Origin of the sequence: Mycoplasma leonicaptivi ATCC 49890 (assembly GCF_000622205.1) — a bacterium.
In the GTDB taxonomy this organism is placed as follows: domain Bacteria; phylum Bacillota_I; class Bacilli_A; order Mycoplasmatales; family Metamycoplasmataceae; genus Mycoplasmopsis; species Mycoplasmopsis leonicaptivi.
The window spans coordinates 28,688-46,474 of sequence record NZ_JHWE01000005.1 but is presented as its reverse complement, the minus strand read 5'-3'; the positions used below and the strand labels follow the sequence as shown (position 1 = coordinate 46,474).

15 protein-coding genes are annotated in these 17,787 nt (G+C 23.6%); 5 read left to right on the top strand and 10 right to left on the bottom strand.

Annotated features, from left to right (window positions below):
- From BU00_RS04315 to BU00_RS0100180, 8 genes are all read right to left on the bottom strand, one after another.
- Positions 1–191 (bottom strand): hypothetical protein (locus BU00_RS04315; RefSeq protein ID WP_156926401.1); only part of this gene is annotated, 191 nt, incomplete at its 3' end.
- Between the two features lie 177 nt (positions 192–368).
- Positions 369–1,103, bottom strand: coding sequence for a pseudouridine synthase (locus tag BU00_RS0100210; RefSeq protein ID WP_027120982.1), 735 nt, complete (start codon positions 1,101–1,103; stop codon positions 369–371).
- Complete coding sequence (locus tag BU00_RS0100205) at positions 1,091–2,185, bottom strand: nicotinate-nucleotide adenylyltransferase (protein ID WP_027120981.1); 1,095 nt, start codon at positions 2,183–2,185, stop codon at positions 1,091–1,093. The genes BU00_RS0100210 and BU00_RS0100205 overlap by 13 nt, the downstream gene beginning before the upstream one ends.
- A gap of 7 nt (positions 2,186–2,192) precedes the next feature.
- Positions 2,193–3,443 (bottom strand): Y-family DNA polymerase, encoded by a 1,251-nt coding sequence (locus BU00_RS0100200; RefSeq protein WP_027120980.1) that lies wholly within the window; start codon positions 3,441–3,443, stop codon positions 2,193–2,195.
- A complete protein-coding gene (locus tag BU00_RS0100195; protein ID WP_027120979.1) occupies positions 3,430–3,867 on the bottom strand; it encodes an iron-sulfur cluster assembly scaffold protein in 438 nt (145 codons plus the stop codon). The genes BU00_RS0100200 and BU00_RS0100195 overlap by 14 nt, the downstream gene beginning before the upstream one ends.
- Positions 3,857–5,023 carry an aminotransferase class V-fold PLP-dependent enzyme gene (locus BU00_RS0100190; RefSeq protein WP_027120978.1) on the bottom strand — a complete coding sequence of 389 codons (1,167 nt, stop codon included), beginning with the start codon at positions 5,021–5,023 and terminating at the stop codon, positions 3,857–3,859. Before BU00_RS0100190 ends, BU00_RS0100195 begins: the two co-directional genes overlap by 11 nt.
- Entirely contained in the window at positions 5,023–5,418 is a 396-nt protein-coding gene (locus BU00_RS0100185; protein ID WP_156926400.1) for a hypothetical protein, read from the bottom strand. The genes BU00_RS0100190 and BU00_RS0100185 overlap by 1 nt, the downstream gene beginning before the upstream one ends.
- A gap of 47 nt (positions 5,419–5,465) precedes the next feature.
- A complete protein-coding gene (locus BU00_RS0100180; protein WP_027120976.1) occupies positions 5,466–5,927 on the bottom strand; it encodes a transcription antitermination factor NusB in 462 nt (153 codons plus the stop codon).
- Positions 5,928–6,091: 164 nt separating this feature from the next.
- Between BU00_RS0100180 and BU00_RS0100175 the strand changes: the two genes are divergently transcribed.
- The 5 genes from BU00_RS0100175 to BU00_RS0100155 are packed head-to-tail and all read left to right on the top strand — an operon-like array spanning position 6,092 to position 13,598.
- Entirely contained in the window at positions 6,092–7,111 is a 1,020-nt protein-coding gene (locus BU00_RS0100175; RefSeq protein ID WP_027120975.1) for a glycosyltransferase family 2 protein, read from the top strand.
- 3 nt (positions 7,112–7,114) lie between these two features.
- Positions 7,115–7,771, top strand: coding sequence for an RDD family protein (locus BU00_RS0100170; RefSeq protein ID WP_027120974.1), 657 nt, complete (start codon positions 7,115–7,117; stop codon positions 7,769–7,771).
- A gap of 14 nt (positions 7,772–7,785) precedes the next feature.
- The gene (locus tag BU00_RS0100165) at positions 7,786–10,005 is read left to right on the top strand and encodes an ATP-dependent helicase (RefSeq protein WP_036458665.1); all 2,220 of its coding nucleotides are present in this window, start codon (positions 7,786–7,788) and stop codon (positions 10,003–10,005) included.
- Positions 10,005–11,636: an MHO_4530 family protein gene (locus BU00_RS0100160; protein ID WP_027120972.1), complete on the top strand. Its 1,632-nt coding sequence runs from the start codon at positions 10,005–10,007 to the stop codon at positions 11,634–11,636. The genes BU00_RS0100165 and BU00_RS0100160 overlap by 1 nt, the downstream gene beginning before the upstream one ends.
- 9 nt (positions 11,637–11,645) lie before the next feature.
- On the top strand, positions 11,646–13,598 hold the full coding sequence (locus tag BU00_RS0100155) for a DNA topoisomerase subunit B (protein ID WP_027120971.1): 1,953 nt from the start codon (positions 11,646–11,648) through the stop codon (positions 13,596–13,598).
- Positions 13,599–13,667: 69 nt separating this feature from the next.
- On the opposite strand, the gene BU00_RS0100150 is transcribed toward BU00_RS0100155, so the two are convergent.
- Positions 13,668–15,098, bottom strand: coding sequence for an amino acid permease (locus BU00_RS0100150; RefSeq protein ID WP_027120970.1), 1,431 nt, complete (start codon positions 15,096–15,098; stop codon positions 13,668–13,670).
- Positions 15,099–17,777 (bottom strand): endopeptidase La, encoded by a 2,679-nt coding sequence (gene lon, locus BU00_RS0100145; protein ID WP_036458663.1) that lies wholly within the window; start codon positions 17,775–17,777, stop codon positions 15,099–15,101. It abuts the gene before it with no gap.
- Positions 17,778–17,787: the final 10 nt, after the last annotated feature.

Below are 17,787 nucleotides of genomic sequence, written 5' to 3'. Positions count from 1 at the left end.
TTTTCATCATAATTTGTTATTAGTGATTTTATGATACTTTCATATTCAGGATTTTTCTCTTCAAGAATTTTTGAATTACCTAACCCTAAAATTTTAATGTTTTTTCGATATGAACCACTGTTATCAAAATAACCAATATTTTTATAAACTGTTTTGTTTTTACCACTTGAATTGTAAAGCATTAATTTCATTCTTTTATTATACCAAAATAACAAGTAAAAACAAGTAAAAAAATATTTTTTTGTTTTAAAAATCTATATATGTATATATACATATATAGAAATCTAAAAATAAAGACAAATTATTTTGTAAAATATATGTTAACTGGGAAAGATAGGAAGTTTAAATAAAACCCACTTTTGTGAGTTTTATTTTTTTATGCCTAATTTTTCTTCTTGAATTCTTACATAATTCTTTAAATCCTTAAGTTCTTTATTAGTTAATCTTCTATATTCACCAAGTTGCATTTTTTCAACTGTAATACCTGCATATTCAACTCTTTTTAAATTAATAACTGTTTTTTGAACTGCTTTAAAAAGTTCTTTAACGTGATGATAAGTACCTTGTGTTAAAATTACAAAATAAGATTTTGGACTATTTTCACCTACTGGTAATACTGTTTGCTTACTGATAACTTTATTAACTTTAACAGGTTCATTTAAGATTTTTAATTCTGATTTTGTAAGTTTTTGATCAAGTCTTGCTCTATAAACTCTAATAATTTCATATTTCGGATGTGTTAATTTATTAGATAATTCACCGTCATTTGTCAAAATTAAAACACCAGTTGTATCATAATCCAATCTTCCAACTGGAAATATTTTATAAGGCGTCTCTATTAAATCAGTAACTTTTGTGCGATTAAAATTATCTTTAAGAGTACAGATGGTTTTTGCTGGTTTGTTGAGCACAAAATATACTTTATTTTCTTGTTGAATGGGCTTGTTGTCTACTAAAATTTCATCATTAAATGTTGCTTTATCACCTAATTGTGCTGTTTTGCCATTAATTTTAACTCTTTTTTGTAAAATAATTGTTTCTGCTTCACGTCGTGAAGCAATACCAGACATAGAAAGTATTTTTTGTAGTCTTATTTGTTCCATAAATCTCCCATATGCTTTTTATAAAGTTCAATTGACTTTTCTGACATTATAATACCTTTTTTAACATTAAAATCATAATTAATTTTTACAACTTGTGCAAAACCTTTTTCTAAATTTTCAAGCGTAAGTTCTCTAACTTTTTGAATGCCTGGAAATTTTCTTCCTTGACAAATTTTATCTGCTATAAATAAAATTTTATCTAGTGTATTCATATTTTGCTTTAATTCAGTGTGACATTTAATCGCATCTATAATTTCTTTGTCTTGTAATTTGTAGTAATTTTCAAGTCATAATCCTGCTGTTAATTGATGTAAAAAATGTTTAGGTGTGTTAATTAAATCTGGTTGAAACTTTTGAATAATTTCACGATGATTACTTTCAGGTAATTCTTTTGTAATATCATGCATTAATCCAGCAATATAAGCTTTTTTTGCTGAAAATTTGTGTTGTTTTGCAAGTAAAACAGCAAAATCTGCACATGCTACTGAATGTTTTGCTCTTAAAGCACTTAAATTATTATGAAGAATTTGTGATAAATATAAACCTTTTTTTTGTATATAATTCAGCACTTTTTCATCAACTAAATTCATTAAACCATATTTAAAATTTGTTGAAGAATATTTTTCAAATAAGGGATTATCTAATAAAATGCCATTATATTTTTTTAAATTAAGTTTATTAATATTTTTATCTCTTCTAACAACAGTTATTTTGGTTAAGTAAGCTATTTCATCAATATCTTTTCATTTATTTAATTTTGGTAAATTATCACTACCAATAATTAAATATAATTCATCATTTTTATATTTATTTTTAAGATATTTTACAGTATCAATCGTATAACTTACATTATTTCTTTTTGCTTCAAACAAACAAATTTCCATTTTATCTTCTAAAACCAGGTTTATCATATTTATTTTATCTTCAATATTAATACCTTTTGTTTTATTTTTAAAAGGTGAGACTTGTGTTGGAATAATTAAGAGTTTATCTAAATTTAAATTTTTGATAACGAATTTAGCTATTTTGATATGTCCTTTATGAATCGGATCAAAAGATCCTCCGTAAATACCTATTTTCATACTTCTCCTATTTCTTAAAAATACCTTCTGGAACAGAATATTTATTAAAATCCTTCTCTTTTTCTTTTAATTTCATATGTTTATTAAGTGTCATAACTTTTTCTTTTTTTAATTGTCTATTTATATTAGATATGATATTATCAACTGTTTTGTTTTCATATTTGATTTTTGTATCAAACAAACTTACTTTTTCATAATAATCAAATTGACTAATTAAACCTGCTACTCTTACACCAACACCTATAATTAAATCATCTTCAAAATTTTGTTGATATAAGTTGAAGATATACTTTTTGATTTCTAATAAATCATTTGTATGTTTTTTAATTTTATGATTTTTAGATATTCATTTTTTGTTGACTTGTCTTATATCTAATGCAATTAAATTACCAAGTTGATACATTTTTTTTAATCTTTTAGACACATTTTCACAAAGTTTATTAAGTGCATTTAATATACTTTCTTGATCTGCTCCACCATATTGTAATGTTATCATATTACCGATACTTTTATTTTGATGTAAAAATTTTGAATAAGAAAATTCACCAATTTCAAAATCTAACATATCTAAATATTTAAAACCAGTAGAACCAAATACACTTCTAAAGATTGCATCATTATTTGTAAATTTTAACAAATCCTCAATTTGAATGACACCAATCTTTCTAAGTTTTTGTGACAATGAAGGTCCAATACTGTGAAATTCAGAAATATCTTTTTTGTAAATTATCTCTTTGTAATTTTCATAATTGATAATTCCTATATTATCAGGTTTAAAATGATTAGTTGCCATTTTTGCATATCATTTTGTTTGTGATATACCAATTGTTATAGGTATTTGAAATAAATTTAAAATATTTTGTTTGATTTCTTTAGCAATTTTAAGAGCGGATTCATGTGAAGATATTTCATTAATAGAAAAAGTTAAATAACATTCATCGATTGAAGCAATTTCGATATTTTCACAATAATTTTTACCTAAAAAATAAAAAATATCATTAGATATTTTTCGATATAGTTCAAAATCTGGTTCAATAACAATTGTTTTTGGTTCAATTGCTAGTATTTCTTTAACTTTCATACCAACTTTTGCGCCCTTATTTTTTAGATCATAACTTGCCGAAACCGCTATTGAATATAAATCATTTTTTGCTATAACAACTGGTGTATTTTTCAATCAATATTTAACAGTTTTAGAAGCATTAACAAAATAAGAATCAAAGTCAATATGAAATATATATTGTCTAAAATTTTTCATCAATAATTGATTTTAGCGAACTTGGTAAAAGCATCGCACAATTTACTCTATTTAAATGTTTTTTAACATTAAAAAACGTTCATAACTCCCCTAATTTTTCAAAATCAAAATCTTCTTTGACTTCAATTTCATTAAAGTTTAAAAAATCTTCAAAATTTTGTATTATGTTTGTAATTTCTAAATAATTTTTACCAATAATTTGATTAATAAAAATGTCTGCGCTTGCTAAAAAAATTGAGCACCCATTACCATCAAATTTAATATCTTGTAAAATTTCATTTTCTCATTTAAAATCTAAAATTAATTTGTCAGAACATGAAGAACTATAAAAGGTCAATTGAGGATTTAATAAATTTGTTTTATTTTGTGGTTTTAAATAGTGATTCATTATTATTTCTCTTGCTTGATTTGGATTAAAACGCATAAAAGTCACCTCCATTTTTTAATTCTTCCACAAGTTTATCAATATCTGAATAATCATTATATATACCTAATGAAATTCTTACAAATGAATGCTCATTAAGAATGTTTCTAATATTATGAGCACAAAATATACCAGCAATGGTATAAATGTTTTTACTTCCGAGATATGTTGCTACATCTTGTGAATTAACTCCATTTACATTAATCAAAAAAATATAATCACCAGGTTTAGAGTATATTTTTATGTTGTTTAATTCTGATAATTTTTTATATAAATAATTTGATAAATCAAATAAAATTTCTTGTGTTTTTGGATATCCAATACTATTAAAAAAATCTAATGATTTATTGAACATAAAAAAACCAGCTAAGTCAGGGGTTCCTGGTTCAAAAAGTTGAATTGTTTTTTTGGGGGTTCAGTTTCCTAAAACATCAATTTCATCCACAGATCCACCACCAAATTTTTTTGGTCTTAATCTTTTTAATAAATTAAGTTTGATCGCTAAAACACCCATACCAGTTGGACCGTAAAATTTATTTGTACTAAACACTATAATATCACTAAAATCAAATAACACTTCTGAATGGCTAATCGCTTGAGCTGCATCGTTAAAAAGTAAAATATTATTTTTTTTACACTCATTATAAATATCTTTCATAGAAATACCATTTGATATATTATTAGTCTCTTGACTTAATGAAACAAGTTTAATTTTATTTTGATAATTTTTAATATCATCTATTAAATTTGTTGACATTATAATTTTAACTTTTTTATTTTTAGACATTTCTATTCATGGAATTATATTCGATGAATGATTGTACGAGTCTAATAAAATAATATCATTTGGTTGTAATAAATCAGCAAACATATTAACAAAAAGATTTATAGATTCAGTTGTTCCACTTGTAAAAATAATTTCATCATCAGAACCATTTAATAGTTTTGCTACTTTGCTTCTTACGTTTTTTATAACATAATTAACTTCATTACCTAATGGTGTATCAGCAGTTCTTGATGATATTGATTTATTTAGATAATAATCATTAATAGACTCAATTGCTTCTTTAGGTTTTAAAACTAATGCAGCACTATCAAAATAAACTATATTTTTTAAAATAGGAAATTGATCTCTAATATTTTTATTATCTATCATTAACGAACCTTTCTTAATATTTTGATTAGTCAAACATTATAATTTTTATGCAATTTAAATTGATCTAAAAATTTAAAATAGTATTTTCTTTTTTTGCTAGCAAAAAGAATTTTTTCTTGATTAGTTTTCAAATTAATATCATTATCTTGAATGTGTCAATAAAAGGAAAACTTTGAAATCATTTCAAAGAAAAAGAAATAATAAAAATTATGAATCATAATTTTATCTTTATCACTAATTTTTTCAAAAAATATGATTTTATTAAAAAAATATTTCATAAATTTCTCAAAACTTTTAAACTCTCTTATTTCTTCTAAAAAGTTTAGTAAATTAATATCTTGAATAATACCCATTTGAATAAAAACAAATTTGGTGTATTCAATTTTTTTAAGCATTTTTTTGAAATAAAAATAACTTCAGAAAGAAAAGGTTTTAAACATTTTTATTTTTGAATAATTTGAGAGTATGCTGCAATTTTTACTTTAGCTTTATAAAAGTTTTCTAATAAACCGTTAACAAATTTAAAATAGTTCAATTCATTTAACTTATTGTTTTCATCAGTAGTTTTACCAAAATAAATTTTTGTTATTTCAATTGCTTCATTAATTGCTATTTTAGCATCTATATCAAACATTTCAGAAGCAGCATTTATGATAATACCCCTAATTAAAGGACTTATTCTGTCTCATTTTCAATCATTATTCATTAATTTTTTAATAATTTCAAGGATTCAATGATACCTTTTTTCAATTTTCATTACTTTTTCTTTTTGTAAATCTGTAAAAAAATAATTATCTTTAAGTATTTCAGAAGCATTATATTTATTTTCTAATAATTCATTTTTATAAATCGTTTGAATAACTTCTATCCTTTGTTGGCGCATACTTTTTGTTTTGATTTCCATATTTTTTCCTTTCACGCAATGATTTTTAATCAATTATATAACAATCTTTTTTAGATATAAAAAATATTAAAAAATGCTTATTTTTATATGGTTTTAAGCTATTAATTCATAAGAAAAAAACCTAAAATATGATAAAATTAATTGTATAAAATAAAGGGGTAAAAATGAAGTTATCATTAATATCATTGGTATCAAATAATTTAAAAAATATTGATAATTATTTAAATAGTTTGCAACAACAAACTAATCAAGATTTTGAAATAATTTTGGTAGTTTCAAATAAAACAGATCAAAAAAATATTTTTAAATTAATTGATAAATATTTTGCTTTTTTCGGTCAAAGACTTGTTATTATTTACAACACAAAAAATTATTCTTTTCAATATAATCTTTTAAGCGCTTTTAAAATTGCTAAATATCCGTTTGTAACAGTTTTAAACTCTGACACCACTTTAAAAGATACATATATTGACAAAATGATAGAAAGCGCATATAAATATAATGTTGATGTGTTAGAATTTAAACCAAGACTTATTGGATCTATTTCATGAAAACCAAAAGCTCGTTTAATAGATAAACAAGTAATTAACCTCGAGAATAATGCTCTACCATATGCTTATTCATTCCCTTTTATATTTAATAAAATTTTTAAAAAAAATTTAATAAAAAAAATATCAAAATATAAACAAAAAATAATAAATGATTCAAAAATTTGTTTAGAATTAAATTATCAATTATTATTTGAAGCAAAAACATATTTATATTTAGATTTTAGAATCCACAGAGAATACTTCGGTTCAGATGTTGTTTTAAACACAAAAACAATTAACGAAACTTTTGATAATCTTTTAAATCAATTAGATATGCAAAATAGAAAACTATACGAAGAAGTAAGATATGCAAAATTATATTTTGTTAAACTTATTTTAACTGCTTTTTTAAAAGAAACTACTTTTAGATACAAAAAACTTTACCCAAATTCTAAAGAAGAAATTAAAGAAAAAAGAAGTAATCTACTTTTAGAAAAACACAATATCTACTTGTACAAATTAGATGAAGAGTATAAAAAAAATAACTATTATACTTCTAATACTTATTTATTGCAAAATAACCCTGAAGTTTTATTATTATTAAAAGATGTTGAAAAATTACACAAAACAAAAATATTAAAAAATTTAGAGTAAATTATGTATAAGAACGCTTCATTATCCAAAAGGTTTTTAGCGAATTTTTTAGATTTAATAATTATTTTATTTTTTTTCTTTATTTGTATTGTGTTACCTTTTTTAATTAAACCACAAAATAAAATTATAGATTCAATATTTTATTCAATAATAACTGTAATCATTCTTATTTTAAACTTTTTTTATTTAATAATACCTATTTTTACAAAAGGCAAAACTTTAGGTATGTTATTAATAAAAATAAAAATAATTGATTCTCAGACAAAAGATTTTAGAATTAAAACTCTATTTTTAAGAAATGTTTTTAATTCTTTTTTATTATCTCTTCCATGGGTATTAACTTTAATCTTTTTTTCAAAAGATTCTTTATTTTTTAATGAAAAAAAACAAATATGAGAAATTAAACAAACATTATTAAATAAAATTATTCTTCAAATTATCATAATGTTATTAACAATACATTTTTCAATATTTACAATCAGTTATTTTATGATTTTATTTAATAAAAAAAAATTAGGTTTAAACGATATTTTAACTGATAGTAGAATTGTTGAAAATAAAATGATAAATATTATGGAAGTAGAAAATGATATTAAGTTTGTTCCAGAACTAAATACCAGAAGAAAATTTAGATATTTTTCAGAAATTAAAAACGAATAAAAGAAAGGTTATTTATGTTACCATTACTTAAAAAAGTTGATTTATTATCAGATTTAAACGAAAAACAAAAGGAAGCTGTTGTTTATTTTGACACAAATTTAAGAATAATAGCGGGTGCAGGAACTGGAAAAACTAAAGTTTTAACAAGAAAAGTTTCTTATTTGATAAATGATCTTGGTATTTCACCAAGAGCAATCCTTGCTGTCACTTTTACTAATAAAGCAGCAAAAGAAATGGTAAATCGTATTGAAAAATATTGTCAAAATAATAAAGAAGAATTAAACGTAATGACTTTTCACTCATTTTGTACTTCTGTGTTAAGAAAAGACGTAAGAGCAATAGGTTATCGCAATGACTTTTATATAATTGATGAAGAAGATAAAATAAAATTATTAAAAAGAATTTATGATCAACTAAATATTACCACAAATGAAGTTAGTTATCAAAGTGCTATTCAATACATTACATGAGCAAAAAATTTCACAAATAATCCATCTCAATTTTCTGATGAACTAAAAAAAGAAAATGACACAATTTTAACAGAAATATTCCATGCTTATCTAAATGAATTGGCAAGACAAGGTTCAATGGATTTTGATGACCTTATTCTTACAACACATACTTTATTTCAACTTAGACCGGATATCTTGAAGAAATACCAAGATAGATATAATTATATTTTAGTGGATGAATTTCAAGATACATCAAGTATTCAATATGAAATTATCAAAATGCTTGTAACTGATAAAACACATTTATGCATTGTTGGTGATCCAGATCAAACTATTTATAACTGACGTGGTGCTGATGTTAATTTAATCCTTAATTTCGATAAAGATTTTAACGATGCAAAAACTGTTATTTTAGACATTAACTACAGATCTACACAAAAAATATTAGATGCTGCAAATAAACTAATTAAATATAATAAAAAACGTTTTAGTAAAGATTTGGTTACTTTGCAAAAAGAAAATGAAGAACAAAATTCAGAAATACAGTACTTTAATAGTTTTAATGAAGAAGCTGAAGCAAGATATGTAGTTAATAAAATTAATGAATTGAAAAAAAATAAAAATCAACTCAAAACAATAGCAATTCTTTTTAGAACAAACTATTATTCAAGAGCTTTTGAGCAAGTATTAATTGAAGAAAACATACCTCATAAAATTATTAATGGAACAAAATTTTATCAAAGATCTGAAATAAAAGATGTTATTGCATTTTTACGTGTTTTATGAGATGGACATGAAATTTCATTTGAAAGAATTGTAAATGTTCCAAACAGAGGTTTAGGAGAAAAAACACTTAATGCTATTAGAAGTTTTTCAAAAGAAGTTGGTAAGTCACTTTATAATACAATGAAACAAGAAATAAAAAAATTACCTGTTCCAAAAGAGGTTATCATTAATAAAATACATCCCTTTATTAAATCTATTAATGATCATAGTAATTCCCTCAGATCAGGTAAGTATACAATAACAAGGGTTCTTGATTCCTTATTAAATGAACTTAAATACTATGAAAGTATAGAAAATAATAAAAACCTAAGAGGTACTGCAAAAGACAATGTTAAAGAATTACTTAGCTCTATTGATATTTGACAAAAGAAAAACAAAAACAAAAGCGTCGATGATTATTTAAATATGGTAAATTTAATGACAGTAACAGATGAATTGTATACTGAAACAAATTATGTTACTTTAATGACAATCCACTCTGCTAAAGGTCTTGAATATGATAACTTATTCTTGGTAGGTATGAATCAAGAAATTTTTCCAAGTTATAGAATATTTGAAAAAAATGCTTTTTTAAATAGTAGAGGAGATTCTAATACAGAAGATTTATTAGAAGAAGAAAGAAGATTAGCATATGTTGCAATAACAAGAGCTAAAAGAAATCTTTATATCACTTCTGCAAGAGGTTATCATCATACAACAAAAAAACCAAAACATCCTTCACAATTTCTTGAAGAAATGGGGATCAATTTATCTGAAACTATTTTATTAAAAACTAATGAAAATATGTCACCTCTTACACCCGATGATGATGTTACTGAAAATATAACAAAAAATTCACAAATGATTGTTGGTGATATTATCTCACATGTTATTTTTGGTGAAGGTGAAGTTATTGAAATTAATGGGAATAATGATGTTCTTATTAAGTTCCATAAAAATGGTGAAACAAAAAGATTGAATAAATTACATCACGCTATAAGAATTATTAGTAGATAATGAATATATTTTTTATTACTTTAATACTAGTTATTCTTCTTGTTACATTATTTTTATTTACATTTTTCATTTCATATTTTTATTATAGATCATCATCTGGAATAATATTTTTTAGAATTGATAATAATAACTATAGAGTTTTACGTCTTTCAGAAAAATATAATCTTTTATCAACACCTTTTGATGCTAAACAAACAAAATTTAAAAAATATAGTTTTTTAGAAATAAATAGTTTTTTAGAATATTTTGATGAAAAAAGTAAAAAAATGATTACTGATTCATTATCAGATATAAATAAAACTGAAACAGAAATATCGGTTAAAATAAATAAAGATTTTAGACAAAATTTTACATTATTCGAAAGAATTATTGCATATTTTGATAAAACTATTTTTAACAACAAAACAATGTTATTAAAAATTAAAAAGTCAGATAATTTATCAGAAAGTTATTGTTCTTTATACTGATCAAGAAAAGATTATAAAACGAATAATTTAAAACTTATTAATTTATCAAATAATAAAGACATAAAACTTGGTTTTTCTAATGCTAAAATATTAGGTTTTTTATTAAAACCTGAACATTTTAATAAAGTATTAATAGCAGATGAATTAATTGATATTTATGTGCAATTTAATTTATCTAAAAAGAATACATATTATTTTTGTCAAGATGGTATTTTGTTTTTTATTTCTAAGAAAAAAAATTTACTAGAGGATAAAAATCATATTCAACTAACAAAAAATCATTATTCAAAAATTTTTACAACATATACTTTTCTTGAGTATGGTCAAATAAAAGAATTTTCTGATTTAGAAAATATTAAAAGTATTTTACAATTTTCTTTATATAACATTTTTTATAATTCAAAAAATTATAATAAAAATAATTATATAAATATAAATAGTAATTACATAAATTTAAATAAAAGTATAATCCATACTGAAAAATTTAAAACTTTTCATCATATGTTACAAAAATATCAAAATATCAATAACAACATTAGAGAACAAGATTTTACCATTGATGAAATTAAAATTGTCAATTATAATAATAACTCTGTTAGCACTTTAAAGTTTTTGACTTTTAAACTTAATAATTCAAATATTGGAAATCAATGAATGGATTTTTTCAATTCAATTTATTATGAGAAATTTTTATTTGAAAAAAAATGGTATGACTCAATATCTAAAAAAGAAAATTTAAATTTATTGAATAAAAATTCATTTATTAAAATTTCACAGGAAACTTTTTTAAAAGAAACTTTTAATCCAAATAAAAATTTACCAATACCAATAATTTATTCATATAATAATTTATTCAATACTCAAAAAATAAATGATAAGATAAATATTAATTATGAAAAAGGTATAATAATTGGACTTTATATCAATACAATAAATAAATATATTTTAGATACTCTTAAAAATATAGACAAATTAAGTATTTTAATAATTGGAAATAAAATTACTAAAAATATGAATAAAACAAATGTTTTTTATGAAATTCTAAATTTAATTAATAATGTTAAAAACAAAAATTTTGTATTAATATATGAAAATCCGCCGGCTAATCTTGATGAACTTATTAAAGAAAAATTAAGAGTAAAAATGTGTTATTTTTTAAATTAAGGAGAAAAAATGAACGAAAATAAAAAAAATTTATACGATGCTTCAAAAATTACTTATTTAGAGGGTTTAGAGCACGTTAGAAAACGTCCTGGTATGTATATTGGTAGCACTTCTAAAGTTGGGCTTCATCATATGATTTGAGAAATTGTTGACAACTCTGTAGATGAATGTATGGCAGGTTTTGCTAACAAAATTTATATAATAATAACAAAAGATGATCATATTATTGTAGAAGATAACGGTAGAGGAATACCTGTTGGTGAACATCCAAAATTCGGTATAAGTGCTTTAGAAGTGGTTTTAACTAAACTAAATGCTGGTGGTAAATTTGAATCTAATGCTTATAAGGTTAGTGGTGGTTTACATGGTGTTGGTGCTTCTGTTGTTAATGCATTAAGTGATTCAATGAAAGCATGAGTTAGAAGAAATAATAATATATACTATGCAGAATTTTATAATGGTGGTAAAACACTCAAACATACAGAAATTATTGGAACTTATGATGGTAATGAAACTGGAACAAAAATTGAATTTCACCCCGATTATTCAATAATGGAAAAAATACCATTTGATAAAGACTTGATCATTGATCATGCCAAACAAATTGCACACTTAAATAAAGGTTTATTTGTAAGTGTTGAAGATCAAAGAGATAATTCTAAAATAGAATTCCAATATGAAAGCGGTATTGTTGATTATATAAAAGAAGTTAACGAAGGTTATACACCTATTAACTCTGAAATTATTTATGCTAATGGTGAATATAAATACACTAATGACTCAAATGGCGAAGAGGTTGCTATTGGTGTTGAGGTTGCTATGCAATACCTTAAAGATATGTATAGATCAAATATAATTACATATACAAATAACATTTCAACGCATGAAGGTGGTTCTCATTTATCAGGCTTTTATGATTCGATTATGAGATTAGTCAATAATTATGGTATTGAAAAAAGTTTTATTAAAAACGATAATGATAAATTTTCAAGAGATGATTTAATTGAAGGTTTATCTGCCATCATATCAATCAAACACCCTGATCCTCAATTTGAAGGACAAACAAAAGGTAAACTTGGGTCAAAAGATGCACGTAGAGCTGTTAATGAAGTATTTTCAGTTGTTTTTGAAAGATTTTTAAACGAAAATCCAGATGTTGCTAAAAAAATAATTGAACTTGCTTCTATTGCAAGGAAAGGAAGATTAGCATCAAATGCTGCTCGTGATAACGCAAGACGTAAAAATGTTTTTGAAAGTGGTGGTTTACCTGGAAAATTATCTGATTGTACAAGTAAAAATGCAGAAGTAAGTGAACTTTATATTGTCGAGGGTAATTCCGCTGGCGGTTCTGCTAAAATGGGTAGAGATAAAAATACACAGGCTATTTTACCTTTAAGAGGTAAAATATTAAATACAGAAAGAGCAAGACAAGATAGAGTGTTTGAAAACGAAGAAATTATGTCGCTTATTACAGCTCTCGGTACAGGTCTTGGAGATACTTTTAACATAAATAAATTAAGATATCATAAAATTGTTATTATGACAGATGCTGATGTTGATGGTGCTCACATTAGAACTTTATTATTAACTTTCTTTTACAGATATTTTAAACCATTAATTGAATATGGTTTTGTATATATTGCTCAACCACCATTGTACAAAATTCAACAAAATAAAACAATTGAATATGCTTTTAATGATGAACAAAAAGATGAGATAATTTCAAAACTTAATCCAAATATAAAAGTTACCATCCAAAGATATAAAGGTCTTGGAGAAATGGATCCTGAACAACTTTGAGAAACAACAATGAATCCTGAAAATAGAAAAATGCTTCAAGTTCAAGTAGAAGATGCATATAGAGCAGATAGAATTTTTGAAATATTAATGGGAGATAATGTTGAACCTCGTAAAGAATTTATTTCTCAAAATGCAAGATATGTAAAGAATATCGATATGTAAAAATAAAAATACTTCATAAATATGAAGTATTTTTTTGTTTAATTTGTGTATTTACGAAATAATATTCCTTTAATTATTCGATTTGTTTATTATTTGCTTTTTTAAAACTAAATGTGAAATTCACTTTAATAAAAAACCAAAAAGTATTGAACCAAAAAAACCAATAATAATAAAAATGTTAATACTACTTCATTCTTGTCCTAATATTTGCGGGAATGAAATAGAAAGAATTAAAAATAACATTCAAATGATATTAAGAGAATAAATTACTTTTTCATAAAGTGGTATCTTTGAAATTTTCTTTTTCTTTTCTAATATAAAAGCTGTTATAAATGTTAATATATCTTGTAAAAATAAGGCTAATGAGCTTATTACAATTACACCTAAATAATAATCTCTATTTCCTGTTATTGTTGGTATTAGTCATAATACAATCATTGCAAATAATGTAACAAGAGCAGTAAAAATAATTGCATTTTTATATTCATTTTGTTTATTTTTTCTTGAAAAAATAGGATGAATAAAATGATCTTCAGAAAGAGGGACTATTTTCCTTGCAGAAGAAATAGTTTGTGTTATTTTATATCCAATATCATTTGAAATAAAACCAATCAAAAATAAAACAATACCAAAAACACCTAAGGTAATTTTATATATTTGTGAAAAATCTTCATCTGGATTAGTTTTAATACCAAGCAATAAAGTATAAATTAGCAAATAAAAACCAAATATTAAACCAAGTGAAAATAATAAAATAACTCTAAAATTTTTAAATTTAACATCTTTTACCATTGCACCCATATCTTCAACACCTGCAAAAGCATAAATAAATAATGTTATTGAATTAATTAAAAGATAAGGTGTTAATTGTTGTGATTTTAATATATTTTCACTGTATTCTTGACTTAATGATAATTGATAAATTATTAATATAATACCAATTAATAGCACTATTCACTTAACGCTTGAAGTTATATATACAATTTTAGTACTTAATTTTAAACCTTTTGTTGATAGTAATATTAAAATACTAAATACTAAAATAGATATTATCCTAATACTTCAAATAATAATTTCGTAATTATTTATATTATTAGGTATGATTATCTCTATAACACGAGATAACAAAAGTGGCGATATAGATGAAAGTATCGGGCTTTGCATAAATTGGTTTCAACCAACCAAAAAAATAAACTGTTCAATAAATTTTTGTTTTAATGTTTTTTTAGCAAAAATATTATACTGAATATGCGGATGAGAAACTTCATCACTTATCTCTCTTGCATATGCATATGAACCACCGTAATGGTCATTATAAACATTTGCTAATCTCGAAAATACCAATGATGTACCTAATACAGTAAAAAATGATAAAGTAATTGCTAAATAACCTCATAAACCAAGAGGTAAAACTTCATTTATTGTTGCGACAAAACCCAAGCCTACAATAAAATTGATAGTAAAAAAAGTAAATGTTTTTGTATTAAAATGTTTTTTCATCTAATTTTTTATTACATTTTTTGGTTCTTTTCTATTAAAAATAACCTCAAATATCTCATCATAAGTTTTCACAGGTATATATGTTAACTCTTTTTTTATTTCTAATGCTATATCATCAATATTTCTGATATTTCCATATGGTATAAAAACATTTTTTATTTGTTTTTGTCATGCTGCAAATGATTTTTCTCTTAAACCACCTATTTCTAATACTTTTCCACGCAATGTAATTTCACCAGTCATTCCGTATGTTGAATCAACGGGTTTTTTTGTTAATGCAGAAATAATTGCAGTTGTGAATGTTACTCCAGCGCTTGGACCATCTTTTGGTGTTGCACCTTCTGGTACGTGAATATGAATTATATTATTATCAAAATCAAAATCATTTATACCAAATTTTTTAGCATTTGATCTAATGTAAGAAACTGCTATTTGAGCCGATTCTTTCATAACATCTTTTAAAGAACCTGTTAATTTAATTTCAGATTTACCTGGATATGTATTAACCTCTATTTGAAGTGTAGAACCACCTGTTTGAGTATATGCTAAACCATTAACAATACCTGGCATTGCAAAATCTTCTTTTTCTTCATCTTTGTATCTTTCAACACCTAAAAGTTCTCTTAAATTAGCAATTTCAACATTATAAACTTGTTTAGTGTTCTTTTTATTTAATAATGATTTTAATGTGTATTTACGAGCGATTTTATCTAATACTCTTTTTAACTCACGCACACCAGCTTCATTTGTGTAATTTTTAATTATATATCTAAGTGTTTCATCATCAATTGTAAAGAAACCTGATTCGGCCCCAACTTGTTGGATTGATTTTGGAATTAAATGTTCTTTTGCTATTTTAATTTTTTCTGTAATTGTGTATGCTGATAAATCAATTACTTCAACACGGTCAAGTAAAGCATGAGGAATGCTTTCATAGTAATTAGCAGTAGCTATAAATATAATTTTTGATAAATCATATTCATGTTCAAGATAGTGATCTTGAAATTTTGTATTTTGTTCAGGATCTAATACTTCAAGCATTGAAGAAGCTGGATCACCTTTTAATGAATGACTCACCATTTTATCAATTTCATCTAAAAGAATAACAGGGTTAGAAACTTCTGCTTTAAGCAATGCTTTAACAATTTTACCTGGCATTGCTCCAACATATGTCCTTCTGTGACCTCTTATTTCACTTTCGTCAGAAACTCCACCAAGTGAAATCTTAACAAACTTTTTATTTAACGCTTCTGCTATAGCTTTTGTTAAAGAAGTTTTACCAACACCAGGTGGACCTACTAAACAAATAATTGGTACATTGTTAAATGAATTATCATTACTATCTTTAAAAAGACTCATATCAATTTCATTATTATCATCTAATGATATTTTTTTAGCAGTTAAATCTTTATTTTCTTGATTTTTAATAATTACAGCAATGTGCTCTATTATTCTTTCTTTTACCTTATCAAGACCATAGTGATACTTATCAAGAGTTTCTTTTGCAAATTCAATATTTAAATGTTCTTTTTGTGTTTTTCTTCAAGGTAATTTTTTCAAGATATTCATATATGTTTTTGAAATACTTGATTCAGGAGATGCGGGTGATAGTTCTGAAGCTCTTTTAGACTCATTTTTAAGAAGTTTTCTAACGCTTTCTGGATAAATAAGATTTTTATCTTCTTCACTTAAATTAGAGTTATTATCTTCTTCATCATCGGTTGCATTTATACTATTTAGTTGTTCTTGAATAATTTTATTTTTTTCTCTTAAAATGTATTCTTTTTGTTGAATAGCCATTTTTGAAGTCATTTCTTGTCTTAAATCATCATCGTTTTTAGTAACTTCTGATAAAAATTCACGAACTTTTGAAATTAAGTTTTTTACTGAATTTAAATTAAAATCTGTAAATAAATCTTCTTTTTGAAAAATAAAAAGTTTGCTTTTTAAATAAGAAAATGCTGTAAAGACTGAATACAATAATAAATCATTTGGATCTGTATAATTTGTCTCTTTTAACAAAGTACCTACTCAATCTTGTATATTTTTTCATGTGTTTTGTGTATTTGAAAACGCCATTTTATTAAGTATTATTGTTGAAATTCTCGATGAATTAAAACCTGCTTCTGGTTCAATATGCTTACTGTCTGCTAAATCAAATACCTCTTTAATAGAAGAAAGTTGTGTTTCTGGTTTTTGATTTTCAAGAAAATCACGAACAGAATACATTTCTAATTCAATTTCAGCTGATTGAATATATTTATTAGATATTACAGAATTAAATTTCTTAAAATTCTTTTTAAGTACTTCTATAGAAACAAAATTTTCAAAAATTGGTTCATTATTTTCATCTGGTTCGCAAAAACCATAGTCGCTAATATGCGCAAAACCAAGAACCTTTAATACAAAACCTTTTATTTTTTTTTCTTTTGGTGATTTTTCAAAACCAACAACTTCTGTTAATAAACCTCTATCAGAAATTGATAAAGTAACTTTTTGTTTTTGCATATCTTGATTTTCTCTTAAAAAACCAACAACAAGTTTATCTCCTATATTAGTATTTTTTGAAATATCTAATTCATTAAAATCAGAACTAACTGATAGATCTACCTTAAAAAAAGAAAAAGGAAAATATAATTCTTCATCTTTAACTAACATAAATTTATATTTCATTTTCATATTATCTCCT